The sequence below is a fragment of the Sphaerisporangium flaviroseum genome, from assembly GCF_039537005.1.
In the GTDB taxonomy this organism is placed as follows: domain Bacteria; phylum Actinomycetota; class Actinomycetes; order Streptosporangiales; family Streptosporangiaceae; genus Sphaerisporangium; species Sphaerisporangium flaviroseum.
Genome location: NZ_BAAAZR010000020.1, coordinates 40,011 through 66,455 on the forward strand (window position 1 = coordinate 40,011; position 26,445 = coordinate 66,455).

The following is a 26,445-nucleotide window of genomic DNA, read 5'->3' on the forward strand; positions in this document are numbered from 1 at the left end:
AGCGGGCCTTCCCCGCCATGGGCGCCGTCACAGGGGATGCGCCGTGGCGCACCCCGGCTTGCGGCCCGTCGTCTTGGGCTCCAGATGCTTCCGTCACGTGGACCTCCGCCGGACGGCCCAGCGGATGGGTTCCACGGCACCGCCCTTCAGCAAGTGTGGCCTCTCGGTCGACTCTCCCGCCACCCCAATTAACGGTCGTGTCTTCCAGACCCCGCCTTCCGTTTTATGTCCGGTTCACCCCGCTAAGCAAACCTATTGGGGAAAGATCACTACTAAGCCGTGATGATCTGCCTCGTACGCCACAAGCGAAGGCCCGGCCAAAACGATGTCTCGCGGCTGGTAACGGGGGTGCCATAAGCTCGCATACATGACGCGAGAGCCGTACCCGAACACACGCCGTGACGACGTGGTGGACGACTACCACGGCACGCCGGTGCCCGATCCGTACCGCTGGCTTGAGGAGACCGAGCAGCCCGCCGTCGACGAGTGGCTCGACGCTCAGGGCGACCTGTTCACCAAGGCCATGGCCGCGTCATCCATGCGAGAGGGCTTCCGCGACCGCATCACCGATCTGGTGCGATCGGGCACGGTCGGCGCTCCGGCATGGCGGGGAGACCGGCGATTCCATATGCGCCGCACCCCCGACCAGGAGCACGCCGTGCTCTACACCACCGACGCCGACGAGACCGAGCATGTCCTGCTCGATCCCATGGCGATGGACCCCTCGGGCCTGACGACCATCGACTCCTGGCAGCCCGACAAGGAAGGCCGGCGGCTCGCCTACCAGATCTCGGTCGGCGGCGACGAGGAGTCGCAGCTCCACGTCATCGACGTCGTCAGCGGCGAGCGGGTCGACGGGCCGATCGACCGGTGCCGCTACTCCCCCATCGGCTGGCTCCCCGGCGGCGAGGCGTTCTACTACGTGCGCAGGCTCCCGCCCTCCGAGGTGCCCGACGGCGAGGACCAGTATCACCGCCGCGTCTACCTCCACCGCCTCGGCACGCCCACCGAGCAGGACGTCATGATCTTCGGCGAAGGGCTGGAGAAGACCAACTACTACGGCGTCTCGGTCTCCAGAGACGGCCGGTGGCTCTCGATCTCCGCCTCCCGCGGCACCGCTCCGCGCAACGACCTGTGGGTGGCCGACCTGTCCGCCTCGTCCCTGGACGCCCCCGAGCTCGTCACCGTCCAGGAGGGCGTGGACGCCCAGACCATGCTCCTGTTCGGCCGTGACGGGCGCCTGTACGTCTTCACCGACCGTGACGCTCCGCGCTGCCGCGTCTGCGTGACCTCGCCGGATCGCCCGCAGTACGAGAACTGGCGCGACCTCATCCCGGAGGACCCCGAGGCGGTGCTGTCCGACTTCGCGATCCTCGACGACCTGGAGCGTCCGGTGATGCTCGTCGGCTGGACACGGCACGCCATCAGCGAGATCTCCGTCCACGACCTGGCCGGCGGTGAGAAGATCGGTGAGGTGCCGACCCCCGGGCTCGGCACGATCGGCGGCATCACCGAGCGTCCCGAGGGCGGCCACGAAGCCTGGTTCGGCTACACCGACAACACCACCCCGTCGAGCATCCAGCGTTACGACGCCCGCACCGGGCAGACCACGCTCTGGGCGGCCTCGCCCGGCGCCGTGGAGGTGCCCGAGGTGAACACCGAGCAGGTGGTCTACCGCTCCGCCGACGGCACCGAGGTCCACATGCTCGTGGTCTCCCGGCCCGGCGACGGCCCCCGGCCCACCATCCTGTACGGCTACGGCGGCTTCGGCGTGTCCATGACCCCGGGGTTCTCCGCCACCATCCTGTCGTGGGTGGAGGCCGGCGGGGTCTACGCCGTCGCGCAGCTACGCGGCGGCGGTGAGCAGGGCGAAGAGTGGCACCGCGCGGGCATGCTCGGCAGCAAGCAGAACGTCTTCGACGACCTGCACGCCGCCGCCGAGCACCTGATCGCCACGGGGGTCACCACGCCGGAGCAGCTCGCGATCTCGGGCGGCTCCAACGGCGGCCTGCTGGTCGGCGCCGCGCTCACCCAGCGGCCCGATCTGTACGCCGCCGTGGCCTGCATGGCTCCGCTCCTCGACATGATCCGCTACGAGAAGTTCGGCCTCGGTGCCACCTGGAACGTCGAATACGGCTCGGCGGCCGACCCCGAGGAGTTCGCCTGGCTGTGGGGTTACTCCCCGTACCACCACGTCCGTGAGGGAGTCCGCTACCCCGCGACGCTGTTCATGGTCTTCGGCTCCGACACCCGGGTGCATCCGATGCACGCCTGGAAGATGTGCGCCGCCCTCCAGCACGCCCAGGCGGCGGAGGACCGGCCGATCCTCCTGCGCAACGAGAGCGCGGTCGGCCACGGGGCGCGCGCGGTGAGCCGTTCGATCGATCTGATGGCCGACCAGCTCGCGTTCCTCGCCGAACACACGGGTCTCGCCCGCTGAAGCCCGCTTCAGCGGGGGAAGACGATGGTCTTGTGGCCGTCGAGCAGCACACGCTGCTCGGCGTGCCATCGCACGGCTCGCGACAGTGCCAGCCGCTCCACGTCGCGTCCCATCGCGGCCAGGTCCTCGGGTGAGTGGGTGTGGTCGACCCGGGCGACCTCCTGCTCGATGATCGGGCCCTCGTCGAGGTCGGCCGTCACGTAGTGCGCGGTGGCGCCGATCAGCTTCACGCCGCGTGAGTACGCCTGGTGGTACGGCTTGGCCCCTTTGAAGGACGGCAGGAACGAGTGGTGGATGTTGATCACCTTGCCGGACAGCTTGGAGCACAGGTCCTCCGAGAGCACCTGCATGTAGCGGGCCAGCACGACCAGCTCGACGCGATAGTGCTCCACCAGCGTCAGGACCTCCGCCTCCTGGCGCGGCTTGGTCTCCGGGGTCACCGGCAGGTGGTGGTAGTCGATGCCGTACGACTGGGTGAGGGGCCGCAGGTCGGGGTGGTTGGACACGACGGCCACGATCTCGATGTCGAGCAGGCCGGAGCGCACCCGGTAAAGCAGGTCGTTGAGGCAGTGACCCAGCCTGCTGACCATCACCAGCACCCTGGGCCTCACCGCGAGGTCGTGGAGCCGGAGGTCCATGGCGAACTCCGGGGCCAGCGCGCTGAAGGCCCCCCGAAGCTCGTCCTCGCCGATCTCCGCGGTGAACTGCACGCGCATGAAGAAGCGCCTCGCGACCGGGTCGCCGAACTGCTGGCTCTCGGTGATGTTGCACCCTCGCGCGGCCAGCAGACCCGAGACGGCCGCGACCACTCCGGGCCTGTCCGGGCAGGACAAGGTCAGCACGTATTCGGAGCCCACCGGCTACTCACCTCTTCGCTCGCGTTGAGGCAGATTACCGCTCCACGCGGGGCCCGCGCCTCCTTGCCGGCCCAGGTCGATCCGACGATTTCCCGCCCATCGGGCTCAGGTCCGTGATGGCGGGACATGTGGTGTTCGCGTAAGGGACGTCGAGCTTCATTACGGTCGGCCGACCGTACCAAGACCCGACCGGGCTGCCCTGGTTGCCCCCGTTTGACCTGGGAGTTCGTAGCCTCTATGACGTGAAATGGGTGGACAGCAAGGGATTTGAGGTTGAGGCTCTCGTGCTCGGCAACCGACCATGCCTACGCGTGCGAAGGGGCCACCAGTACGTGGCCTACTACACGGATGTCACCGAGCTGTCCCGGCATCTGGACCTGACCGATCTCGAAGTGACCGACTGATCACCGTCGTCGCGGCGGTGCTCGTACCCTGAGCGCCGGGACGGGAAGTACAGTGGCGCCCGGATGAGCGGAGAGGAGCCGACGGGTGCTGAAATGGGACACATTGTCACCGGGAGAGAAGCGGGCGGCGGTCGCGCTGGCGGCGATGCTCCCTGGCTACGTCAACGCCGTCTTCGTGGCGGAGCACCTGGCCGAGGCGATCGCCTGGCAGCGGGGTGAGCTCACCGACGAGCAGTTGATGGCGCGTACCGGCTGGACGCTCAACGCCACACCGGAGCAGTACGCCGACATGGCGCTCCGGTCGGCGGAGGAGGCCGGCATCGATCCGGTGCAGTGGCTCGACGCGATGAAGGGCGCCTACGAGGAGCAGCGGGCCATCGCCGCCGAGTTGCAGAGTGAGACCATGCACCAGAGCTCCCGCGACCCCGACGAGTTCTGGAAGATCGTCAACGCCAACACCTGGCCCGAGGACTTCGAGGAACCCGGCCCCGCCGAGAAGCCACAGGACCTGGGTCCCGGCCAGGAAGGCTCCCCGGCCCCGGACGCCTCCGGGCACCGGGAGCCCCCCGAGGAGCCGAGGAAGCCCGAGGCGTAGCCGGCCGCGCCGTAGCGTTCGCGGGGCATACGAGAATATCGGTGATGATGATCAGTAACCGGCCGGCGGCCCGGGTCGTCTGCATGGACGGTGAGGGCCGCGTCCTGCTGCTGCACTGGCGAGATCCCGTCAGCGGCGTCGTGTTCTGGGAGCCGCCGGGCGGTGGCATCGACGGCGGGGAGACCCCGCTGGAGGCCGCGCGCCGGGAACTGTACGAAGAGACGGGCCTGCCGGGCGACGCGGTGGCCGACACATGGGTGCCGGTGGAGCGCGACTACCACTGGCTGGGCGTCCACTACGTGAAGGTGGAGCCGTTCTACCTCGCCCGCTTCGCGGGGATCCCCGATGTCCGGCCCGTCACGCTGACCGGTGAGGAGCAGGACACCTATCTCGGTCACGGCTGGTTCACCCCCGCCGAGCTGGGGGCCCTGACCGAGCCTGTTGAGCCGCCCACCCTGACCGAGGTGATCGCCCTTCTCGGCCAGGTGTGATCAGGTGGCTTCGCGCAGCGCCGTGTCGATGTCCGGGTCCTCCGGGTCGAGCTCATGGGCGCGGCGCAGGTCGCGTACGGTCTCCGCCGTCCTGCCGAGATCCCTGAGCGCGATCGCCCGGTTGAAGTACAGCGCGGCGTCCTCCTGGAGTTCGATCGCCTGCGTCAGGTCCGAGACGGCCCCCTGGAGGTCGCCGGCCTCGTAACGCAGCATCGCGCGGTTCGCCCAGGCCGGCACGAGGGTGGGCGCGCCGGTCAGGGCCACGTCGAACGCCGCTCGCGCCTCCGGCAGGTGTCCCGCCGCCGCCTCGACCTGGCCGAGCACGCACGAGAGGTGCGGGTTGCCGGGCGCAAGGGCCAGCCCGGCCACCACGTCCGCACGGGCCTGCTCATCCAGGCCGAGCTGGACGAGCAGGCCCGCCCGGTTGATGTAGGCGTCCAGGTATTCCGGGTCGAGTTCCAGGACGTGGTCGAGGTCGGCCCTGGCCCCGTCGAGGTCGCCCGTCGCGAGCAGGAGCTGGGCGCGGTTGTAGTAGCCCTCGGGGAGCGGCGGGCTGAGCCGGATCGCCCTCTCGTAGTCGGCGAGCGCCGCGTCCGGCCGTCCCATCTGGAAGAGCAGGTTGCCCCGGTCGAGGTAGTAGTCCGGATAGGCGGGATCGATCTCGATGGCGGTGTCCAGATCGGCCAGCGCCTCTGCGGGATCGCCCAGCATCCCGAGGAGCTGCGCGCGGTTGGCCCGAAGGACCATGCGATGGATCAGGTGCCGCTCGGGGGGAAGGTCGGTCTCCGCGAGTTTGATCGCCGCCTCGACCAGCGTGAGCGCCCGATCGGCGTGGCCGCCGCGCATCTCGATGAGGGCCTTGCCGTTGAGGTCGAACCCCAGCTTGAAGGCGCGAACGGGACGATCGGGCAGCAGGCCGGAGATGGCGATGGCCTCGTTGATCCAGCCCTGGGCCCGGCCGAGGTCCCGCCGGGCGGGATCGGGGTGGCGCGCGTCGAGCATCGCGGTTCCGTAGGCCGAGGCGGAGTGCACCTCCGCGTCCAGGCTGGACCGGCGGGCCCGCTCGTAGAGCTCGCGTGCCTCGTCCCTGCGGCCGAGCCCCGCCAGGGCGGTCGCCGTCCCCTGGATGAGGTTCCACCATCGGCGTGCGCCCGGATGGGCCAGCCGCAGGCCGCGCAGCCCGAGATCGGCCGCCGCCTCCAGGAACCCCTCACGCATGCAGTGGTCGAGCGCGGTCCAGAGCGCTTCCACCCCCGCGCCCGAGGGGTCGCTCCCGTGCTCGCGGTGGTACGGAATGGCCCCGAGGGACCAGGACGGCTCGCCGGTGGCCGCCAGCTCGTCGGCCCGCCGGTCGTGCATGCGGGCGCGCTCGGCCGGAGGAACCGCACGGTACGCGGCCATCGCCCGGGGGTCGTCGAGGGTGCCGTCGGAAACGACATAACGGGCGGCAAGGTTTTCCGGTTCCCCCAAAGTTGATAATTCGGACACAATTCGACGACCATGAAATAAATCATCTGGCGCTTTACTAGAACACGCCACAATTGTCAATCGCCGGGGGTCGAAACGGCGCACAAGCGTGGCCAGAAGTTCGCGATCTGTCTCGTCGGCCTCATGAACGTTGTCGACCACGATGGTCGCGGAGATCACCCCGCAGTCGCGGATGAATTCGGTGATTCCATTGGCGATCCGCAGGGTGCGACGAGGCGCCGGCACGAGGATGCGCTCTTCCTCGGAAAGCCGCGTGTCGAGAAGTTGGCGGCGGGCGGGCACCCGATCGTGAAGATCGGGTGCCGCCGCTCTGATCTCGATGTCATGCTCTGCGACCACGTCGGGAGATCGCTCCAACGCCACCGGGACCAGGACGCGCAGGAGGGATCCGCCAAAGGTGTACGGTCCCCGCAGGCGACGATGAGCGTCGAAGACCGGGGCCGGCCACGAGGGTAGGCGCAGCCCGGAGAGCATGTCCAGGCGGTCCTTCGAACGTTCTCCGTAGACCCAGAGGTGGCCGGGGGGAGCTGTCACCCCTTGTGAATGGCGCTCGCCGTACCGGTGAGGTGCACCATGCCAGGCTTGCGGACGATGATCTTCTTCATCGCTTGTCCTCCTCAGGTCTTCAGCTACAAGGACCTAATTATTCGGACAAATCTATAAACCGCAAGCATTCAGAGTAGATTGCCCCATTTGCTGTTGTTATATTGTCTCTACCGGGTGAGTCACGGCGACGGGTTGCGCGATCAACGACTTCTCACCGTAAACGACGACAAGCCCTCCTCTCTCCTCCCTGCGGACTTCCCGCCAGCCGTACTTACGGTAGAGCTCAAGAGCCGCGCCCTGCCGCATGGTCGTGTCCCCGCGGAGCAGCCGATACCCGAGTTTCCTCGCGGACTCCTCCAGGGCCTCGATGAGCCGGGCGCCGAACCCTCGCCGCTGAAAGTCCGGATGCACCCGCAACCGGCACATCTCGGCGGTCTCATCGTCGATGCGCCGCAGGCCGCCCATCGCCACGACCCCGTGACCCTCTATCTCTCCGACGAGGAACTCGCCCCGATCAGCGAGATAGATCTGGGTGATACGAGGCATGTCGTCCTCGTAGTAGACCCCGTCTCCATCGGTGATGCCGACCTGCGCGAGGCATGTGCGGTGCAGCTCCCAGACGGCTTCCCGATCCGACCAGCGATACCGCCTGAGCAGGAGCGTCATGCATCGGCCTCCGCCGCTGAGGGAGCCGGCGAGAGCAAGATGTCGTTGAACGTCTGCAGCCCGGGAAGGTCACCGCACTTCGCCTGGATCGCCTTCGCGAGATCGGTGGCACGGCGCAGGACGATGTCCGTGCGGAAGCCTTCGCCGACCCGCCTGACCGCGTCCACGCCCAGCCTCAGCGCCTCTTCGCCGTCACCCTCCAGCAGCCGGCACTGGGCCTGGTCGAACCGGATGAGCGTCTGGTCGAGCAGGTCGCCGTCGTACTTCTCCAGCGCCTGCTCGAGGATCAGGTCGGCCTCGATGGTCTGGCCCAGCCGGGTCAGAGCGTCGCCCTGGTGAAAGTACAGCTGGCGCTCGGTGTAGCCGAAGACCGTGTCCTCCTGCTGGGCGGGGGTCATCTGGGCGAACGCGGCCCGTGCGCGCGACAGCGCCCGCTTGGCCTGGTCGACGACGTCCTTCTTGCCGCCCGAGTTCGCGAGCATCGACAGCGCCCGGGCCTCCACGACCGGGGCCATGGCCTTGGCCGCGCACGGCGTCTGCCCGGCCATGTCGCGGCTCTTCTTGGCGAGGTTGAGCGCCTCACGGGGATCGCCGTAGAACAGCGGGACGAGCGCTTCCCGGGCCGTCACCCAGGCGCGCAGCGCGCGGTCGCCGGTCTCGTCGGCGGCCGTGCGCGAGGTACGGAAGAACGACCGGGCCAGCCGCTGGTCCCCAAGGTCGATCATGATGATGCCGGCCAGGCCGGAGAGTCTCGCGGCGAGGGCGCAGAGACGTTCCTGCAGATCCATCGGCTGATGGCGTTCCATCGCCTGGCGAACCGTGCTGAACTCCAGCAGCACGTCGCACAGTTGCCGCATCGGCGGGGTGTTCATGTACTGCCGGCCGAAAGAAGCCGCCGCTTCTTCCCAGTGATCGAGCATGGCCGGTGAAACGGTGGTCGACACAAGGGTGTCGTCCATGCGCCGGCGGATGTTGTCGGCCGCGCCGAGCACCGACTCGTTCATCGGCACGGTGGAGCCCGCTATGAGTTGCAGCAGCGTCCTTCGTAACACGTTCTCGTCCTCCTCACCCCCGTCCACAGAGGGGTCGCTGAGCGGCTTGATCCACAGCTCGCGCGAATCGGGGGGACTGTCGGCCTGGCCCTCCTGGAGGCCGCCCCGTACGACACCCGGCATGCGGTGGCCGTGGCCACAGATGCACGGGCCGTCGTATCCAAGGGCGACCGGCTCGACCCGGTAGACAGAACAGAGGTAATGGAGGTACTCGGGCCCGGGTCGCTTAAGACCGCTCTCGTAGGCGCTGAGAAGCGTTTCCCCGATGCCGGGCACCGGTTTGCCGTCCCGCTCGAACAAGGCGCGCACCTGTTCGACGACGTCGGCAAGAGCGATGCCATGGGCGAGACGATGAGATTTGATTCGTGTTGTCCCGAATTGCGGAGCACACTCTTCATGAATCTCTTCGGCGATTCGGGCAGTACTGCGCCCGACCGCCAGGCCGCGCGCCCGAGTTCGCCGCGCTAACTCCGTTTCCTTGTGCTGTCTGCCGGACATACCGGCCCCTCTCTCGTGGCCAGCCGCTCGTCCTGGTCGGCTGTCCGACCGGTCCCACCTGCGCTGACACCGCAAGCACCAGGGCCGCGCGATGTCTATTGAGAATGATGGACCAGTTATGACCAGGGGTGAATGGCCTGCAGAAGCTACTGACATAGGATCGTCCCCCGCCGGGGGCGTTCTTTCAACCCACTTGAAATATCCCCGCACCCAGCAGCCAACGAACCTTCGTTGACCCATCGGCCACAGGTGAGTCAGATTTGGCCAACCAGCCCCGATTCACCGGCGCCATCGCCGAAAGATCGGACTAGAGGAAGGCTCGAAGTGGACGACAGCTTCCAACATCTGGAACGACTGGTCGACGAGCTTGACGCTCGAGGGCTGCTCGCACGGGTGGTGCGGACACAGTCTGGCCGGACGTTCGTCCGCGTGATCAACCCGAACGCCACCAGCCTCGCCGAGAACGTCACCTGCCGGCCGCAGGCCACCCCCGCCTACTACTGGTGGTCGTGGGGCGAGCGCATGCACCAGGTCGACGATCCGGCGGGAGCGGCGACCAAGGTCGCCCGCGTACTGGCCGCGGTGAGCGAGTAAGACACGAGAGGGACCCGGTGCAGCGCAGTCACCGTGTCCATCGTGTCCACCGCGGCTCTCCGGAGTCGGCGGGATGCCCGGTGCGGAGCGCTCAGGCCTGTGGCGACACAGGCGCCTGGGCGCTGGGCACCCCGCCGGCTCCGCATCGAACAGCCACCGGGTCAGGACCTCCATCCAGGTCCGGTGGTGATCGGGGATCTCCCCGATCGGGAACGGTGTGGGACACGCTTCCGGGTGCGTGTCCCGCTCCGGGCCGCTTGTCACCGGGGTGTCCGGTTCCGCCCTCCGCGGCCCCGGGCCCGGGCACTCCCGTCTTCCCCGGCGTCACGTGACGGCGGCCGGGCCGGTCGGCGGATTCAATTCGGTCAAGTACCGTTCCATCTAGGTCAAGTACCGTGATCGTCTCCGCCGACCGACCCGATCCGAAGGGGATCAACCGCGTGTTGTTGTCCGTTCTAGATCCGTCACCCACCCCCACCCCCACCGGCATCGGTGACATCGCCGTGCAGGCCGCCGACACCGTGATGAACACGTGCGGGGGCAGCGGCGGCAGCGACGACGTCATCTGCACACTGCTGTCGAACGTGCTGGCGCCGACCTGGGCGTCACCGCTGGCCTGGGTCATCAGCCTGGTCCTCATCGTGGTCGCCGCGCTCATCGTGCGGACCATCCTGCACCGGTTGATCAAACGGGTGATCCGGCGGGCGGCCGAGGGCGTCATGCCCGAGCGCCTCCGGGTCAGGACGGTCACGATCTTCGACGGCACCACCGCCGTGCTCAGCGAGCGCCGGCGCCAGCGTGCCGAGACGCTCGGCTCCGTGCTGAGCAGCCTCACCTCCGTGGTGATCTTCGGCACCGCCGCGCTCATGATCTTCGGGCGGATGGGCATGGACATCGCGCCCGTCCTGACGAGCGTCGGCATCCTCGGCGTGGCCGTGGGCTTCGGCGCCCAGGAGCTGGTCAAGGACTTCATCGCGGGCATGTTCATGCTCATGGAGGACCAGTACGGCGTTGGCGACCTGATCGACACCGGCGCGGCCGTCGGCACCGTCGAGGCCGTCACGCTCCGCATCACCCGCCTGCGCGACGCCGACGGCAAGGTCTGGTACGTCCGCAATGGCACCATCACGCGCATCGGCAACGAGTCGCAGGGCTGGTCCAGGGCCCTGGTCGACGTCCCGGTGGCCTACGACGCCGACATCTCGGCCATTCGCGACCTGCTCAAGAAGGTCGCCGACAGCATCTGGGAGGATGCCGATTTCCGGGACGTCGCCATCGTCGAGGAGCCCCAGGTGTACGGACTGGAGCAGATCTCCGACAAGGCGATGATCTTCAGGATCTCGGTGAAGACCGTCCCCGCGCACCAGGCCGACGTCGCCCGGGAGCTGCGCATGCGGGTCAAGTCGGCACTGGACCGCGTCGGCGTCATGCTCGCCGGTGTCTGAGTAGGCTGGTGAGCGTGTCCGCTACTCCTCCGGAATCCATGTCCCTCTACGACGCCGTGGGCGGCTCAGAGGCCTTCCAGCGCCTCGTGCACCGCTTCTACCAGGGCGTCGCCGAGGATCCACTGCTGCGCCCGCTCTACCCCGAGGAGGACCTCCACGGGGCCGAGGAACGGCTGCGCATGTTCCTCATCCAGTACTGGGGTGGCCCGAACACCTACGGCCAGCAGCGCGGGCATCCCCGGCTGCGCATGCGGCACGCGCCGTTCGTGATCGGCGAGCCCGAGCGCGACGCATGGCTGAAGCACATGCGTGACGCCGTGGAGTCGCTGGAGCTGCCCGAGGAGCTGGAGACCAAGCTCTGGAACTACCTGCTGTACGCGGCCCAGAGCCTCGTGAACGCATAAGTGCCCGGATCAGGGGGCAGCCAAGGATTTGTGAATAACTCCCCTTGGTGGCGTGACGCCGTCGTTTACGAGATCTACGTTCGCAGCTTCGCCGACGCCTCGGGAGACGGCGTCGGCGACCTTCAGGGGATCCGTTCCCGCCTGCCCTACCTCGCGGAGCTGGGCGTGGACGCGGTCTGGCTGACCCCTTTCCAGCCCTCCCCCATGGCCGACGGCGGGTACGACGTGGCCGACTACCGAGGCGTGGACCCGCTGTTCGGCACGCTCGCCGACTTCGACGCGCTGGTCGCCGACGCCCATGCCCACGGCCTGCGGCTGATCGTCGACATCGTGCCGAACCACAGTTCGTCGGACCACGCGTGGTTCAAGGCGGCCCTGGCCTCGCCGCCCGGCAGCCCCGAGCGTGACCGCTATATCTTCCGGGACGGCGATGCGCCGCCCAACAACTGGACGTCGGTGTTCAGCGGACCGGCGTGGAGCCGCCTGCCCGACGGGCAGTGGTACCTCCACCTGTTCGCCCCGGAGCAGCCGGACTTCAACTGGCGCAACCCCGCCGTCCACGAGGAGTTCCTCGACGTCCTGCGGTTCTGGCTCGACCGGGGTGTGGACGGCTTCCGCATCGACGTCGCGATGGGCCTCTACAAGGACGCCGACCTGGCGGACGTGCCGCCCTCCCGGGAGGGCTTCCAGTCCCGGTCGCCGATCTGGAGCCAGCCTGAGGTGCACGAGGTCTACCGCGAGTGGCGGAAGGTCCTCGACTCCTACCCCGGCGACCGCGCCGCCGTCGGAGAGGTGTGGACCGACACCGCCGAGGACCTGGCGCTTTACGTCCGCCCGGATGAGCTGCATCAGAGCTTCAACTTCGCCTGGCTGGAGGCTCCGTGGTCGGCGACGGCCTTCCGTAAGATCATCGAGGACACGCTCGCCGCCGTCACGGCGCCGACCTGGGTGCTGTCCAACCACGACGTGATCCGCCACATCACCCGTTACGGTGAGGGCTCCCTCGAGCCGCGGGCCGGGCTCGCGCGCGGGCGGGCCGCTCTGCTGGCCATGCTCGCCCTGCCGGGGTCGGCCTATCTGTACCAAGGGGAGGAACTGGGTCTCCCGGAGGTGAAGAATCTTCCCCCGGAGGCACGGCAGGATCCCATCTTCAAGCGCTCGAACGGCGAGCTTCCCGGGCGGGACGGGTGCCGGGTGCCGATCCCCTGGTCGGGCACCGCGGAGCCGTACGGATTCTCCCCGGACGGCGCGCGCCCCTGGCTGCCGCAGCCGCCCGAGTGGGCGTCGCTGACCGCCGAGCGCCAGGCCGGCGACCCCGGCTCGACGCTGGCGTTCTACCGCCAGGCGCTGGCGCTGCGGCGCTCGCTGCGGGACTCCCTGCCGGACTCGATCGCCTGGCTCGACTGCCCCGGCGACGCGCTCGTCTTCTCACGCGGCGATCTGACCTGCGCGATCAACTGTGGCGAGGAGCCCGTGGCGCTGCCGCCCCACAAGGGCGTCCTCATCTCCAGCGGCGAGCCGAACGAGACCACCCTCCCCCCCGACACCACCACCTGGCTCAAAACCGCCATCTAAGCCACGGCCCCGCACGCTCAGGACTACACCAGGGCGTCCACTTAGACCACAGCCCTGCCGGCTAATGACCGCACCAGGGCATCCGCCTAGATCACGGCCCCGCATGCTCAGGACCGCGCCCGGGCCGTACGGCGGCGCCCGGGGGTCGGACTCCACCACCAACGGCGGGGCGGGCGCGACTGCGCACCCGCCCCGCCGTCGTGCTTGATCAGTCGCGGGTGAGCTTGCGGTAGGTGACCCGATGCGGACGCGCCGCGTCGGCGCCCAGTCGCTCGATCTTGTTCTTCTCGTAGTCGGCGAAGTTGCCCTCGTACCAGAACCAGTTCGAGCCGCCCTCCCATGCGAGAATGTGCGTCGCGATGCGGTCGAGGAACCAGCGGTCGTGGGACGTGATCACCGCGCAGCCCGGGAAGTCGAGCAGGGCGTTCTCCAGGCTCGACAGCGTCTCGGTGTCGAGGTCGTTGGTGGGCTCGTCGAGCAGGAGGACGTTGCCGCCCTGCTTGAGCGTGAGCGCCAGGTTGAGGCGGTTGCGCTCCCCTCCCGACAGGATGCCCGCGGGCTTCTGCTGGTCGGGGCCCTTGAACCCGAACGCCGCGATGTAGGCGCGGGACGGCATCTCGACGTGGCCGACCTTGATGTGGTCGAGCCCGTCGGAGACGACCTCCCACACGTTCTTCGCCGGGTCGATGTTGCCCCGGCCCTGGTCGACATAGGAGATCTTGACGGTGTCGCCGATGGTGATGTCACCCGAGTCGGGCGACTCGTCCGACATGATCATGCGGAACATCGTGGTCTTGCCGACGCCGTTCGGGCCGATGATGCCGACGATGCCGTTACGGGGAAGGTCGAAGGACAGATCTTCCATGAGCAGCCGGTCGCCGAACCCCTTGGTCAGACCGGTGGACCGGATGACCGTGGTGCCGAGACGGGGACCCGGCGGGATCTGGATCTCCTCGAAGTCGAGCTTGCGGTATTTATCGGCTTCGGCGGCCATCTCCTCGTAACGCTGGAGACGTGCCCGGCTCTTGGTCTGGCGCGCCCTGGCGTTGGAGCGCACCCACTCGAGCTCGTCTTCCAGGCGCTTCTTGCGCTTGGCGTCCTTTTGGCCCTCGACCTTGAGGCGGGCCGCCTTCTGCTCGAGGTAGGTGGAGTAGTTGCCCTCGTAGGGATAGCAGCGGCCCCGGTCGAGCTCGAGGATCCAGGTCGCCACCCGGTCGAGGAAGTACCGGTCGTGCGTGACGGCCAGGACGGTGCCGGGATACTTCTCCAGGTGCTGCTCCAGCCACTGGACGCTCTCGGCGTCGAGGTGGTTGGTGGGCTCGTCGAGGAGGAGTAGGTCGGGCTGCTCGAGCAGCAGCTTGCACAGCGCGACGCGGCGACGCTCACCACCCGAGAGCTTGGTCACGTCGGCGTCCGGCGGGGGGCAGCGGAGGGCGTCCATCGCCTGCTCGAGCTGGCTGTCGACATCCCACCCGTTGCGGTGCTCGAGAGCGTCCTGCAGCTTGCCCATCTCGGCGAGCAGCTCGTCGCTGTAGTCGGTCGCCATCAGCTCGGCGATCTCCTCGTACCGGGCACGCATGGCGAGGGTCTCGGCGACGCCTTCCTGGACGTTTCCCAGCACGGTCTTGGACTCGTTGAGCGGCGGCTCCTGCTGCAGCATGCCGACGGTGAAGCCGGGCATCAGCCGGGCGTCACCGTTGGACGGCTGCTCCAGGCCGGCCATCATTTTGAGAAGAGTGGACTTACCAGTGCCATTGGGGCCCAGCACACCGATCTTGGCTCCGGGCAGGAAATGCAGCGTGACGTTGTCGAGGACGACTTTGTCGCCATGCGCCTTGCGCACGCGCTGCATCGCATAGATGTACTCGGGCATGCTCCTAAGACTAGGGGATTCCACCGTCGGAGTTGTCCGCTCGCGCGCGAGGGGGAGGCGCGGGGGCCACCGGAAGGCAGATACGGTCGCGCCCGAGCTCCTTGGCGCGGTAGAGAGCGAGGTCGGCAGCGGCCAGCAGCTCGATCAGATCGTCACCGTGAACGGTCATGATCGCGACACCGGCGGAGACCGTGACCGTGATCATCGCGTCGTCGACGGGAATGGCCATACGGCCGACCCGGGACCGCAGGCGCTCGGCGACCCTGCGCGCCTCCGTGACATCAGCGCGGGGCAGCAGGACCACGAACTCCTCGCCGCCGAACCTGCCGACGACGTCGTAGTCACGAAGCTGGCTGCGCAGGGCGGTGGCGACGCCCGCGAGGACCTGGTCGCCCACCAGGTGACCATAGGTGTCGTTGACGCGTTTGAAGTGGTCGATGTCGACGATCAGGAGCGCGAGCGTCTCACCCGTGCGTCGGGCTCGGACGATCTCGGTGTCGGCCTCCCGCTGCCAGGCCGTCGCGTTGAGCAACCCGGTCTTGGCGTCGGTGCGGGCGGCCGCTTTCAGCTGCGCGTGAAGCAGGCTGCGTTGCAGGAGCACCACCGGAGGCAGCGTCAGCACCAGCAGGACCGGGCTCAGACCGCACGCGATCGCGACCAGCACGCCAAGGCACAACTCGACGACATCGAGCAGAACGCGCTCACGGTCCCACAGGACGTCGCGCCAGCGGGTGTCGGGATCGGCCATGTGGAGCGCGATGGCGATCAACGCGGTGTTCAGCACCGTGAAGAGCGCCGCGCACCCCACGGCCAGTGCCATCGGACCACCCGACCCCAGTGACCTGCTCGTCGGATCGGGGACCACGGAGTGGAAGACCACGGAGGCCACACAGGCCGCGAGGCCGATCGCCGCCGCGCTGAACACGCGCCGGTAGAGCACGGTGGCCCGGACCCGGATCTGCAGCAGGAACTGCAAAGGCAGAGGCGCCAACAGGGCGTACACCGGCGGGAGCAGCAGCGCGACCGGAAGCCACCACGCGGAGAGCAGGTCGCGGGAGACACCTGCCGGCATGCCGAGGCGGCGGGTCGCCTCGATGCAGACCGCTCCACAGGCCATCAACGCCACGAAGGTCACAAGGTGCGACCACCGGAACTCGGTGGATGCGGCGAGGAACCACACCGCGCCTGCGGCGAGCCCCACTGTCGCGCACAGATAGGCGACAAGAGCGGCGGGCTGTGCCAGCAACGGCCAGCGGTGGGCCAGCGAAAGCATGCCGCCACGTGACTCGACCGAGATTTGACCGGACGCCGTCATCACATCCCCCAACGCTCACATCCATCCGGACCGGTTCGTTCTCTCGACTCTACGTCTCACGATGTGTAACACAATAGTCGCGGAGTGTGCGACCCGCGATGGGAACCGCTACGTTGAGCACTGAGGCCATCTCCGTCCGTTGGTCTCGCCTTGCTTGCTCGGCTTCGAGCGGCCCCCGCGGGAAAGGAGCAGCCATGGCGCGAGGCGTCATCTGGACCTGATCACGTACTCCAACACCCCCGCACGCACCACCACCGAGGACAGACCTCAGCGCACCCCACTACCGGAAGAGACCTCCCTCGCACCACTAGGAGACAGGCTTCCGCGCGTCCCACCGCCAAGGACAGCCCATCGCACGCCCCACCACCGAGACAGCTCCCCTCGCACCACCACCGGCGACAGACCTTCGCGCGTCCCATTGCCGGTGACAGGTCCCCACCCGGTGGATCCACGGTGGCCGTGTGGCGATCGGTACGGAGATGGATCCTCGCGAGAGGCTGCCAAGGTGGGGTGCGTCGGCCGTGCTTCGGGTGGGGCACAGCCGACACATCCCTGCCAGGGCAGACCTCAGGCGGCGAGGCGGTCGACGGCCTCTCCCTCCGGCCACGAGCCGGCCGGGTCTTCCACCGTGTCGGCCCCGGGCTCCACGCGGGCGAGCCCGGAATCATCGTCTCCGGCTGATCGGTCAACGCCCGGGCCGACCCCAGGCTCCACCCCGTCAGCGCTGGAATCGGCGTTCCCGGACCCGTTGAAGGCCGGATCGGCCCTCGATTCCACGCGGGTGGCCGGCCCGCCATCGCCATCCCCGGCTGACCCGCCGAAGGCCAGGCCGGCCTCACCCGGCCCCGCGACGGCTCGGACCGGGCCGCTGAGCTCCCAGTCTTGGGTGCTGAGGGCCAGCCCTTGGCGCGCGAACTCATCGAACGCGGGCGTGGACACGCCCCGCTGCGACCTCTCGAAGGTGCTCACGCCACGCCTCAGGTCGTGACCGACCGAAAGGGCCTCGACCTCGGCGAGGAAACGACGCTGGCCGTCGCGCTCGTACGACCGGATGCGCAGCTTGCCGTGGACGACGATCGGGTGCCCAACCTTGATCGACTGTACGACGTTGTCGGCCAGGGCCCGATAGCACCGGACGGCATAGAAGGTGGTCTCACCGTCGTGCCATGACTGGGACGCCTTGTCGAACACACGTCGTGTCGAGGCGAGCCGCAGCGACGTGACGAGGGAGCCGTCGTCGAAGTGGTACTGCCGGGGGTCGGCGGCGACGTTGCCGTGCAGCGTGATGTAGATGTCGTTCATCGTGCCTCCCATGGCGGGCCGGCGGACGGTCTCCGCCGACATGGGAGCCAGCTTGTCCCGGCCCGTCACTCACAATGATCGCCGAACCACGTTCTGTGGACAGTCCGCCACGCCGTACGCCCTCCTGTGGAAACAGGCACCACGCCGGCCTGGGGAAAACAGCACACCGCACGGCCGCCTGTAGAAGCAGGCACACCGCACGCCCGACCTGTGGAAACAGGGAGGCCGAGGTGGGCGGTCAGTGGCGGGCGGAGGTCAGGGAGGCGAAGAATTCGTTGTAGCGGCGGAGCTCCTGCTCCACAGGCTTGATGACCATGTCCTTGGCCACCGTGCCGATCCGCCGACGCATCTCCCGTTCGAGCTGGTCGCGCTCCTTGCCCGCCCCCAGCACCACGAAGTTGCGGCTGGCGATGGCGGACAACAGGCCCAGCCCCAGCACACTCACGATCATCAGTACCAGCCATGGCAGTGCCGATACATCGCCGAGCAGCTCGGCAGGCGCCCGGCCGATATCGAAGACCCCGTACAACATGATCGCGCCCGCCCAGCCGACACCGGCGACGAACAGCACGACCAGGAAGTACTGCCAGATCTTCAACAGCCACCACCATCCCGGCACCCTGTCGAGGCGCGGAGCGATCTCGGTCAGCTCCTCGGAGAGGGCCTGCGGCAGCCTGTTGAGCTGCGAACGCGCGGCGTCCCTGACCCCGTTCTGCCAGGCCTCGGGCATCCCGGAGCTCAGGCCGTCGGCAAGAGCCTGTACGGCGTTCTCCACCTCGGCGGGCTGTGCGCTGACCGAGGCGGCGGTCACGGACTTGATCTCCTCGCGCAGGTTGCCGAGGCGAAGGCTGTTCAGCGGGTCGGGCCGCAGACGCGCGGCCCACCGGGCGTACGGCCAGCCGACCCAGTCGATGGAGCGCACACCGTAGACGTTCTCCATCGCCTCCCCCACGGCCGGAACGCCGACCGCATCGCAGAGCGCGTCGGTCAGCCCTTCCTGCCTGGCGAGGTCGACGGTGGGCTGCACGGCCATGGCCTCGGGCGCGGGCATGACCTTGGTCAGCCGGTCCATGATGCGGTCGACGTCGGCCTCCAGGCGCTGGATCGCGGCCCGCCGGTTGGCGACGGACTCGGCGAGCACGCTCTTGAGGCTGTTCACTCCCCTGCCCGTGGTCGCCGACGTCGGCACGATGCGCGGGTGCTGCACACCCTCCCGCTTCAGCAGGTCGGACAGGTCGACGACGCACTCGGCCAGTTCCTCGGGGGCCAGCCGGTCGGCCTGGTTGAGCGCGAACACGGTGACCGCCTCGTGCCCCGCCAGTTCGGCGACGTACTTGGTGTGCGTGGCGGCGTCGGCGTACTTCTGGGGGTCGAGCACCCAGACGATCACGTCGACCACCTGGATCAGGCGGTCGGCCTCGTGGTCTGTGAGGGCCCGGATCGAGTCGTGGTCGGGCAGGTCGAGCAGGATCAGGCCGTGGAGCTGGCTCTCCCCCCGGTCGAGGGCGCTCGCACGGGCGAAACGGTGCCGCCACTGGATCTGCAGCCAGTCGAGCAACGGCCCGGCGCCGTCCAGGCCCCACACGCAGGCGTGGGTGCGCGCGGTGGTCGGCCGGCGTACGCCCGTCGGGGACAGCTCCAGCCCGGAGATGCGGTTGAACAGCGAGGACTTGCCGCTCCCCGTACCGCCGGCGAGGGCCACCACGGTGTGGTCGCCGGAGAGCTTGAGACGGTCACCGGCGCGGAGCAGAAGCTTGCCGGCTTCTGCGATCAACGCGGGATCGACCCGGCCCGGACCGAGCTCGACGACCCTTGCCAGAGCCGAGAGCCGATAGCCCACGTCATGCCGAGTTTCCATGCTCCCGGCACGTGCGCCGCTGACACTCATCGGGCGACCTCTAGGTTGTACGTTGCCTGGTAGAGCCGCTTGGCCGCGGCCTCGTCGGGGATCCCCGCCTCATCGAGCACCTGGACGTACCTCAGCGTCTCCTCGTCGAAGAGCACGCTGATACGGGCACGCAGGTCACTGCGCGCCTTCATCCCGATGCTACGCAGTGACTCGGCGCCGAGCAGCCCGCGCAGCAGGCGCTCGGGCAGGGTGCCGGTGCCGGAGGACGTCGCGACGTCGGAGCTGCCATATCCGAGCAGGCCCACCATGAACACCAGAGCCAGCGACTCCTCGTCGAAGGCGAGCAGCTTGGCCACCGATCGCTTGGTCACGCCGCCTGAGCGGATCAGCGCCACGACATGCTCCTGCCAGGCGCCGATCGTACGGCTGACCCGGCGCACGAACTCGTCGGAAGGGCGCCCGAGGCCCTGACCGGAGGTGAGGCGGTCGCCCACCCCGTCACGCTGCCGCCATCTGGCGACGACCTCCTCGGCGGCACGCTGCCCCGCCGAGACGATCACGGATTCGAGCCCGGAACGGAGCGCCGCCTTGAAGGCGCGCAGCCGTACGGGAGCCTGCTGGCTCGTCTTGGTGGCCACACGGCCAGGACGGCGCAGGTGCAGGGTCTTCATCAGGTCGCCGGAGCCGGCGAAATCCTGCCAGCGGGCGAGGACCTCGCCGCGAAGCAGCGAGCCGTCGGTCGTCGCCTCGTCGATCTCCGCGAGCGCGCTCATGTAAGAGGCGTCCACGTCGGTACGCAGCTCCGCCCTGAAGGCGACCTGCGCCTCCAGGTGCCGTGCCAGCGCGGGGATACGGCTGCGGAAGCTGTCGAGGACGCCGTCGAGGGTCGCCTGGACGGCCTGCGTGCGGCGCTGCTCGTCCACGGACAGCTCGGTCAGCCACATGCGTAACTCGGCGACGTCCTCGTCCGGCAGGCGTCCCGCGGTGACCTTGGACTCGTTGATGACGAACCGCTCGATGTCGCCGAGGCCGTACTCCTGGAGCATCCGGGCGAAGTGCTTGTCGATCACCTCGCGAGACTTCACCGGCACTCGCGAGAGCACGATGGCGAGGCGGGCACCGCGCTCCTTGGCGAGGCGTAACAGGTTCCACGCGGGCGCGTCGGCGTAACGGGTCGCGGTCGTGACGAAGACCCACAGGTCGGCCGCGTCGAGCATGCGGTGGGCGACCTCGTGATGGCTCTCCACCACCGAGTCGATGTCGGGGGTGTCGAGCAGCGCCACGCCTTGGGGAAGCCGTTCGGTGGAGGCGAGGACGAGGCGGTCGAGGCCCCCGTCGGAGCCGGCCCTGTCGACCCGCGTCATGCCGCCGAGCACGTCCCCCTTGGCGAACCACTCGCGGTCGTCGGGGTGGCAGGCCAGCACGGGGGTGCCGGTGGTGGGACGGCGCACTCCCGTGGCACTGACCTTCGCGGCGGCGAGGGTGTTGACCAGGGTCGACTTGCCGGCGCCCGTGGAGCCGACGACGACGATGAGCGCGGGCGCGGTGCTCATGTGGACGCGCGGGATGACGTAGTCCTCGATCTGGGCGAGGATCTCGGCCTGCGCCTTGCGCGCCTCGTCGACCCCGGGAACGTCGAGACCGAGCCGGAGCCCGGTGACGCTGTCCCTCAGCCCGGAGAGCGCGGCCGTCAGCACGCGTGAGACCGGTTTGGGCAGCGGCACCTCGCGAACGCGCTCGGGCGCATGGGACGAGCCGCTGTCGGCGTCGTCGGGAGTCCCGGAGTCGTCCGACGCGGCGGAGTCCTTGGCAGGGACAGCGTCATTGGGAGGTACGGCGTCACCCGTCTGGTGAACCGGACCGGCCGGCTCCCACACGCTGCGCGCTTCGATGTCCCTGGGCCGCTTCGTTTCCTGGAAGAGGTCAAGAGGGACGCCGGCGGGCGCGGGCGAAACGTCCGGCAACTCACCGGGCCCGTCATCAGAGCCATCCGAGACGTCCTGACCACCCGCCGAGACGTCCTGACCACCGGCCGGGACGTTCTCCTTCACCGACCAGATGTCCTGCACGCCGGCGGAGACGTCCCCCGGCACGGAGGAGACGTCCCGCGGGCCCGCAGGGACGTCCTCCCTCACGGACCAGATGTCCTGGACCGGAGCGGAGACGTCCCCTGCTACGGAGGAGACGTCCTGACGGTCCGGAGAAACGTCCTCACCATCAGAAGGGACATCCTCCTTCACCGACCAGATGTCCTGGACTCCAGCGGGGACGTCGCCCGGCGTGGGAGAGGCGTCCTGACGGTCGGAAGAAAGGTCCTCGCCGTCGGATGGGACGTCTTCCTTTACCGACCAAATGTCCTGCGCCCTGGCCGAGACGTCCTCCGCCACGGATGAGACGTCCTTACGGTCCGGAAAGACGTCCTCTCTGTGGGACGGGAGGTCCTCCTTTACGGGCCAGATGTCCCGCGTTCCAGCGGAAACTTCCGCCTGCACAGGCGTCGAATCGGATTGGTCAGAAGAAAAGTCATCGGCTGCGGGTGAATCGTCCTCAGGGGCGCCGGTCTCGGCCTGGCCGGAGTCGGGCTTGCCCGTAACAGCAGCGCTGGTTTCGGTGCCGGCCGTGTCCGCGTCGCGGATCTCGGCGTCACCGGTCTCAACGTGATCGGTAGATACGTCACCGGACTCAGCGTGACCGGTGTCGGCGTGACCGGTGTCGGCGTCGCTGGTCGTGGCGTTCGTCGCCGCCTCGTCGGTCGGGGTCGCGCCGGTGGAGGACGTGCCAGTGGCTGCGGCGGCAGCGGCTCCGGTGCCAGCGGCTTCCACGTCGCCGGTCTCGGCGTCACCGGTACGGAGGAACGGGTTGGGGACGGGCTCTCGATCGGAGGCGGCCGTGTCGTCTTTCCCGGTGGGCTCCTGGCCAGGGGCGGCCGTGTCGTCTTTCCCGGTTGGCTCCTGCTCAGGAGCAGACGTGTCGTCTTTCCCCGATATCTCCTGGTCCGGGGCAGCCGTGTCCGATGTCCCGGCAGGCTGAGGGAGGCGTGGGTCTGCGTCGCCAGGCTGTATCGCCTGGAACGTTACCGTCCGCTCTCCCGGAGTCTCCGGGACGTTGTCCTTCCCCTCGATCACCGCGTCACCCGACTGCTCGGTGTGCTCATCGGCGCGCTCCGTCTTCTTGGCAGCCGACTTCACGGAACCCGCTCCGCTCGAACCATCTCGATCTCCTGGCCGACCCTGACGACGTCACCGACGATCACGATCGCCGGCGGCCGCGTCCCAGCGGCGATCACGCGCTCCGCCACCGTGGAAAGGCTGGCATAAAGAGCTCGCTGGGTCGGAAGAGTACCGTCCTGTACCACCATCACGGGGGTTTCCGGCGAACGTCCATCTCGTATAAGTGTGTCAGCGATCATGGCTATTCGTTCAACAGCCATCAGAAGTACCAGGGTTCCCGGTGATCTCGCCAGTCCCGCCCAGTCAACAGTTGATTTCGGATCGTCTGGCGCCACGTGAACCGAGATCACGTGAAACTCCTGGCTCACTCCCCGGTGGGTGACAGGCACCCCGGCGGCGGCGGGCACGGCGACGGCGCTCGTGACCCCCGGCACCACCACGACGGGGATCCCGGCGCGCGCGCAGGCCAGCATCTCCTCGCCGCCTCGGCCGAAGACGAAAGGGTCACCGCCCTTCAGCCGTACGACGAACTTGCCCTGGCGCGCGTGGTCGATCAGCAGCTCGTTGATCTTCTCTTGGGCGAGGTAGCGGCCGTACGGGATCTTGGCCGCGTCGATGAGCTCGACGTCGGGCGCCAGCTCGTCCAGAAGTGCACGTGGCGCGAGGCGGTCGGCGACGACCACGTCCGCCTGGGCCAGGAGCCGGCGTCCACGGACGGTGATCAGGCCAGGGTCACCTGGGCCACCGCCGACCAGCGCGACGCCGACGGGCTTGGTGCGGTTGCGCCGGGCGTCCACCGTGCCGTCGCGCAGGGCGTCCACCACGGCGTCACGGATGCCCGCCGCCCGGCGCGGGTCGCCTCCAGCGGTGACGGCCACGCTGATCTCGTCGACGCGCCCGCTGGCGGGGGTCCAGGCGGCGGAGGCGTCGCGGTCGTCCGCACGTACGCACCAGATGCGCTTGGCCTCGGCCTCGGCCGCGATGGCGGCGTTGACGGATCGGTTGTCGGTGCACGCCTGGACCAGCCATGATCCGTCGCAGTCACCGACCTGGTAGGACCGGCGCTCCCAGGTGATCAGGCCGTCGGCGATGAGGTCGTCGAGAGCCGGTGTCACGCTCGGGGACACGAGGGTGACCGACGCACCTGCTTCGAGCAGGGTGGGCACCCTGCGTTGGGCCACGCGCCCGCCGCCGACGACGAGCACACGCCTGCCGTTGAGGCGCAGACCCAGCAGGTAGGGCGACGACATGGGACGGTGATCCCTTTCCCGGAAAGAGGCAAAACCCGTTGTACGTGAGGTAAACCTACAGGCCCTGTGTGGTGGGAGGCACAGCTTGCCTTCCCTCCAGAAGGGGCTTGCGAGGATCCCAGGCTTCGCCGCCCGATTCCACCTCGCGCTTACGTGCGATGGCGGACAACGCCTCGAGGATCACTCGGTTCCCGAGGTACGCGGTGATCTCCGCGTGGTCGTACGGCGGGGCCACTTCGACCACTTCGATGCCGACCACGGGCAGCTCGTAACAGATGCGCCGGACGGAGTCGAGAAGTTGCCGCGCGGACAGTCCGCCGGGCTCGGGAGTCCCGGTGCCGGGCGCGTGTGCGGGGTCGCACACGTCGACGTCCACCGACAGGAACACGCCGTCGCAGTCGTCGGTCGCGATGACGAACGCCTCGGTAAGGCATTCGGTGAGTCCACGCTCCACGATCTCGGTCATTTCGTACGAGCGCATGTTCTGCTGGGCCATCCAGCTCAAGGTCTCCGGACCCGGCCAGTAGCCGCGCAGGCCGATCTGCAGGAACCTGTCCCCGCGGATCGCCTCGGACTCGATGAGCCGCCGCATCGGCTGGCCGTGCCCGTAGAGGTGCCCGAACTCGATGTCGCCGGTGTCCGCGTGGGCGTCAAAGTGGATCATGGACACTCGTCCGAACCCGTGGTGGCGGGCGACACCGCGCGCGTCGGGCAGGGCGATCGTGTGGTCGCCCCCGAGGACGAGCGGAATGGCGCCGGACGCGGAGATCGTGTGAACGGCGTTCTCGATGTCCCGGATCGAGCTCTCGATGTCGCCCGAGTAGCACTCCACGTCTCCGGCGTCGAGGACCTTGAGATCCTGAAGCGGGTCGACGCGCAGGGCGAGGCTGGGACGGGACCCGTCATGGGGGAGGTAGCAGGCCTGCCGCAGGGCCATCGGGCCGAAGCGCGCACCGGGGCGGTTGCTGGTGCCCCCGTCGAACGGGGCACCGACGATCACGACGTCCGCGCCGGCGAAGCTCTCCGGATCGCTCAGATCGCAGCGCTCCACGCCGAGGAAGGTGATGTCGGGTCCGAACATCGGGCCGTAGCGCATATGGGTCCAATCAGGCTCTATAGCAGAATGTCACCATTTAACCGCATTGCCGGGAAACGTCCGCCGAGGAACATTCCATGCGCCTGAATCGAAGCACCATGGCACCGGAGGGTAACGACCCTGGCGCTCAGGAGTTCTGGTCGAGGGCGGGTTCGGGGTTCTTGTCGGTTACGCCGGCGGAGTCGAAGGTGGCGACGTCGTGCATGACGCGTACGGCGGCGCTCACCAGGGGGTACGAGAGGAGGGCTCCCGTGCCCTCGCCGAGCCGGAGCTCCAGATCGACCAAGGCGCGGAGGCCGAGATGGTCGAGCGCGATGGCATGTCCTGGCTCGGCCGAGCGGTGTCCTGCCACGCAGTAGTCGATGGCATCGGGTGCGAGCGCGGCGGCGGCCAGCGCAGCCGATCCGGCGATGACTCCATCGAGGATCACCGGCACACCCGCAGCGGCGGCCCCGAGTACGAACCCGGCGATGGCGGCATGCTCTAGACCCCCGACCGCAGCGAGTGTCCGCACCGCAATGGCCACCGCCTCGGACGAGGAACCGCCGATCGGACCGGCACCCGATGGCTCGGTCGCGGTCTGAGACGGGAAAGCATCGACCGGACCGGTATCTGTCGACGCGGTAACCGTCTGGGACGAAGGACCGTCGATCGGGCCGGCGGTAACCGTCTGGGACCAAGGACCGTCGATCGGGCCGGTGGTAACCGTCTGGGACGAAGGACCGTTGATCGGGCCGGTGGAGGCCGGTCCGGTCGTGGTCTGAGAAAGGGGACCGTCGGTTGATCCCGGTTGCGGGGCGTGGGGGGTGTTGGTGGGGGTGGGGAGGCCGTTGGTTCGGAGGCTGCGGCGGACTATGTCGACCTTGTGGTCGAGGGTGGCCGGGTCGATGCCGGTGCCTCTGCCGGTGGTCTCCGCAGCGTCCCTTCCCGTGAAGGCGCAGATGAGAGCGGCCGATGCGGTGGTGTTGGCGATGCCCATGTCGCCGGTGATCAGACAGGCCGCTCCTGCGTCGATCAGCTCACGGGCTACCGAGATCCCTGTCTCGACCGCGGCCACGGCCTGGGTGAGGGTCATGGCAGGGCCGTTCGTCATGTCGGCGGTGCCGTACGCGACCTTGCGGGAGAGCAGCCCGGGGACGTCGGGCAGATCGGAGGCGACGCCGACGTCCACCACGGTCACGGACGTGCCGACCTGGGCGGCGAAGGCGTTGGCCACGGCGCCACCCGTGAGGAAGTTCATCACCATCTGGGTGGTGACCTCCTGCGGCCAGGGGGTCACCCCTTGGGCGTGCACGCCGTGGTCGGCGGCGAAAATGGCGAGGGCGGCGGGCGTGGGAAGCGGGGGCGGGCAGGCTCTCGCGACCCCGGCGAGCCGCACGGCGACGTCCTCCAGCACGCCGAGTGCGCCCCGGGGCTTGGTCAGGCGATCCTGATGCGCGCGCGCTTCCGCCATGGCCTGCTGGTCGGCGGGCCGGATCGCCGCCAGGGTCTGCTCGATGATTTCCATACTCATGGGTCAGACGAGCCCGTCGGCA

The 26,445-nt window shown here is 68.6% G+C and carries 19 protein-coding genes; 7 read left to right on the top strand and 12 right to left on the bottom strand.

The window, feature by feature from the left end; all coding sequences use genetic code 11:
- Positions 1–367: 367 nt before the first annotated feature.
- Positions 368–2,440: a prolyl oligopeptidase family serine peptidase gene (locus tag ABD810_RS25730; protein WP_344945563.1), complete on the top strand. Its 2,073-nt coding sequence runs from the start codon at positions 368–370 to the stop codon at positions 2,438–2,440.
- An 8-nt stretch (positions 2,441–2,448) separates the two neighbouring features.
- Here the strand turns inward: ABD810_RS25730 and purU are convergent, their stop codons facing one another.
- On the bottom strand, positions 2,449–3,297 hold the full coding sequence (purU, locus tag ABD810_RS25735; RefSeq protein ID WP_344945566.1) for a formyltetrahydrofolate deformylase: 849 nt from the start codon (positions 3,295–3,297) through the stop codon (positions 2,449–2,451).
- Positions 3,298–3,786: 489 nt separating this feature from the next.
- Between purU and ABD810_RS25740 the strand changes: the two genes are divergently transcribed.
- Together ABD810_RS25740 and ABD810_RS25745 are read left to right on the top strand one after the other, a co-directional pair.
- The gene (locus ABD810_RS25740; RefSeq protein WP_344945569.1) at positions 3,787–4,296 is read left to right on the top strand and encodes a hypothetical protein; all 510 of its coding nucleotides are present in this window, start codon (positions 3,787–3,789) and stop codon (positions 4,294–4,296) included.
- Between the two features lie 44 nt (positions 4,297–4,340).
- Positions 4,341–4,787: an NUDIX hydrolase gene (locus ABD810_RS25745; RefSeq protein WP_344945573.1), complete on the top strand. Its 447-nt coding sequence runs from the start codon at positions 4,341–4,343 to the stop codon at positions 4,785–4,787.
- On the opposite strand, the gene ABD810_RS25750 is transcribed toward ABD810_RS25745, so the two are convergent.
- From ABD810_RS25750 to ABD810_RS25760, 3 genes are all read right to left on the bottom strand, one after another.
- Positions 4,788–6,257: a tetratricopeptide repeat protein gene (locus ABD810_RS25750; RefSeq protein ID WP_344945576.1), complete on the bottom strand. Its 1,470-nt coding sequence runs from the start codon at positions 6,255–6,257 to the stop codon at positions 4,788–4,790.
- 720 nt (positions 6,258–6,977) lie between these two features.
- Positions 6,978–7,487, bottom strand: a complete 510-nt coding sequence (locus tag ABD810_RS25755; protein WP_344945579.1) for a GNAT family N-acetyltransferase — start codon at positions 7,485–7,487, stop codon at positions 6,978–6,980.
- Positions 7,484–9,037, bottom strand: coding sequence for a helix-turn-helix domain-containing protein (locus ABD810_RS25760; protein WP_486387626.1), 1,554 nt, complete (start codon positions 9,035–9,037; stop codon positions 7,484–7,486). The genes ABD810_RS25755 and ABD810_RS25760 overlap by 4 nt, the downstream gene beginning before the upstream one ends.
- A gap of 324 nt (positions 9,038–9,361) precedes the next feature.
- On the opposite strand from ABD810_RS25760, the gene ABD810_RS25765 reads away from it, so the two are divergent.
- From ABD810_RS25765 to ABD810_RS25780, 4 genes are all read left to right on the top strand, one after another.
- Complete coding sequence (locus tag ABD810_RS25765) at positions 9,362–9,631, top strand: hypothetical protein (RefSeq protein WP_344945584.1); 270 nt, start codon at positions 9,362–9,364, stop codon at positions 9,629–9,631.
- 440 nt (positions 9,632–10,071) lie between these two features.
- On the top strand, positions 10,072–11,076 hold the full coding sequence (locus ABD810_RS25770) for a mechanosensitive ion channel family protein (RefSeq protein WP_344945587.1): 1,005 nt from the start codon (positions 10,072–10,074) through the stop codon (positions 11,074–11,076).
- A 14-nt stretch (positions 11,077–11,090) separates the two neighbouring features.
- Positions 11,091–11,480, top strand: coding sequence for a globin (locus ABD810_RS25775; protein ID WP_344945590.1), 390 nt, complete (start codon positions 11,091–11,093; stop codon positions 11,478–11,480).
- A 30-nt stretch (positions 11,481–11,510) separates the two neighbouring features.
- A complete protein-coding gene (locus tag ABD810_RS25780; RefSeq protein ID WP_344945592.1) occupies positions 11,511–13,055 on the top strand; it encodes a glycoside hydrolase family 13 protein in 1,545 nt (514 codons plus the stop codon).
- A gap of 208 nt (positions 13,056–13,263) precedes the next feature.
- Here ABD810_RS25780 and ettA read toward each other — a convergent pair whose 3' ends face one another.
- From ettA to ABD810_RS25820, 8 genes are all read right to left on the bottom strand, one after another.
- Positions 13,264–14,928, bottom strand: a complete 1,665-nt coding sequence (ettA, locus tag ABD810_RS25785; protein ID WP_344945595.1) for an energy-dependent translational throttle protein EttA — start codon at positions 14,926–14,928, stop codon at positions 13,264–13,266.
- Between the two features lie 10 nt (positions 14,929–14,938).
- The gene (locus ABD810_RS25790) at positions 14,939–16,201 is read right to left on the bottom strand and encodes a GGDEF domain-containing protein (protein ID WP_344945598.1); all 1,263 of its coding nucleotides are present in this window, start codon (positions 16,199–16,201) and stop codon (positions 14,939–14,941) included.
- A 609-nt stretch (positions 16,202–16,810) separates the two neighbouring features.
- Complete coding sequence (locus ABD810_RS25795; RefSeq protein WP_344945600.1) at positions 16,811–17,587, bottom strand: single-stranded DNA-binding protein; 777 nt, start codon at positions 17,585–17,587, stop codon at positions 16,811–16,813.
- A gap of 196 nt (positions 17,588–17,783) precedes the next feature.
- Positions 17,784–19,403, bottom strand: coding sequence for a GTP-binding protein (locus tag ABD810_RS25800; protein WP_344945603.1), 1,620 nt, complete (start codon positions 19,401–19,403; stop codon positions 17,784–17,786).
- Positions 19,404–19,429: 26 nt separating this feature from the next.
- The gene (locus ABD810_RS25805) at positions 19,430–21,781 is read right to left on the bottom strand and encodes a dynamin family protein (protein WP_344945606.1); all 2,352 of its coding nucleotides are present in this window, start codon (positions 21,779–21,781) and stop codon (positions 19,430–19,432) included.
- A 797-nt stretch (positions 21,782–22,578) separates the two neighbouring features.
- The gene (cobA, locus tag ABD810_RS25810) at positions 22,579–23,814 is read right to left on the bottom strand and encodes a uroporphyrinogen-III C-methyltransferase (protein ID WP_344945610.1); all 1,236 of its coding nucleotides are present in this window, start codon (positions 23,812–23,814) and stop codon (positions 22,579–22,581) included.
- Between the two features lie 55 nt (positions 23,815–23,869).
- Positions 23,870–24,910 (bottom strand): agmatinase, encoded by a 1,041-nt coding sequence (gene speB, locus ABD810_RS25815; RefSeq protein WP_344945613.1) that lies wholly within the window; start codon positions 24,908–24,910, stop codon positions 23,870–23,872.
- A 127-nt stretch (positions 24,911–25,037) separates the two neighbouring features.
- The gene (locus ABD810_RS25820; RefSeq protein WP_344946396.1) at positions 25,038–26,417 is read right to left on the bottom strand and encodes a nicotinate-nucleotide--dimethylbenzimidazole phosphoribosyltransferase; all 1,380 of its coding nucleotides are present in this window, start codon (positions 26,415–26,417) and stop codon (positions 25,038–25,040) included.
- Between the last annotated feature and the right edge of the window lie 28 nt (positions 26,418–26,445).

Bases quoted from the DNA above. Each gene is read 5' to 3' on its own strand.
- ABD810_RS25755 (WP_344945579.1), bottom strand. From the start codon at position 7,487: ATGACGCTCCTGCTCAGGCGGTATCGCTGGTCGGATCGGGAAGCCGTC.
- ABD810_RS25760 (WP_486387626.1), bottom strand. From the start codon at position 9,037: ATGTCCGGCAGACAGCACAAGGAAACGGAGTTAGCGCGGCGAACTCGG.
- speB (WP_344945613.1), bottom strand. From the start codon at position 24,910: ATGCGCTACGGCCCGATGTTCGGACCCGACATCACCTTCCTCGGCGTG.
- ABD810_RS25730 (WP_344945563.1), top strand. From the start codon at position 368: ATGACGCGAGAGCCGTACCCGAACACACGCCGTGACGACGTGGTGGAC.
- ABD810_RS25790 (WP_344945598.1), bottom strand. From the start codon at position 16,201: ATGCTTTCGCTGGCCCACCGCTGGCCGTTGCTGGCACAGCCCGCCGCT.
- ABD810_RS25795 (WP_344945600.1), bottom strand. From the start codon at position 17,587: ATGTCGGCGGAGACCGTCCGCCGGCCCGCCATGGGAGGCACGATGAAC.
- ABD810_RS25820 (WP_344946396.1), bottom strand. From the start codon at position 26,417: ATGGAAATCATCGAGCAGACCCTGGCGGCGATCCGGCCCGCCGACCAG.
- ABD810_RS25745 (WP_344945573.1), top strand. From the start codon at position 4,341: ATGATGATCAGTAACCGGCCGGCGGCCCGGGTCGTCTGCATGGACGGT.
- ettA (WP_344945595.1), bottom strand. From the start codon at position 14,928: ATGCCCGAGTACATCTATGCGATGCAGCGCGTGCGCAAGGCGCATGGC.
- ABD810_RS25800 (WP_344945603.1), bottom strand. From the start codon at position 19,403: ATGGAAACTCGGCATGACGTGGGCTATCGGCTCTCGGCTCTGGCAAGG.
- cobA (WP_344945610.1), bottom strand. From the start codon at position 23,814: ATGTCGTCGCCCTACCTGCTGGGTCTGCGCCTCAACGGCAGGCGTGTG.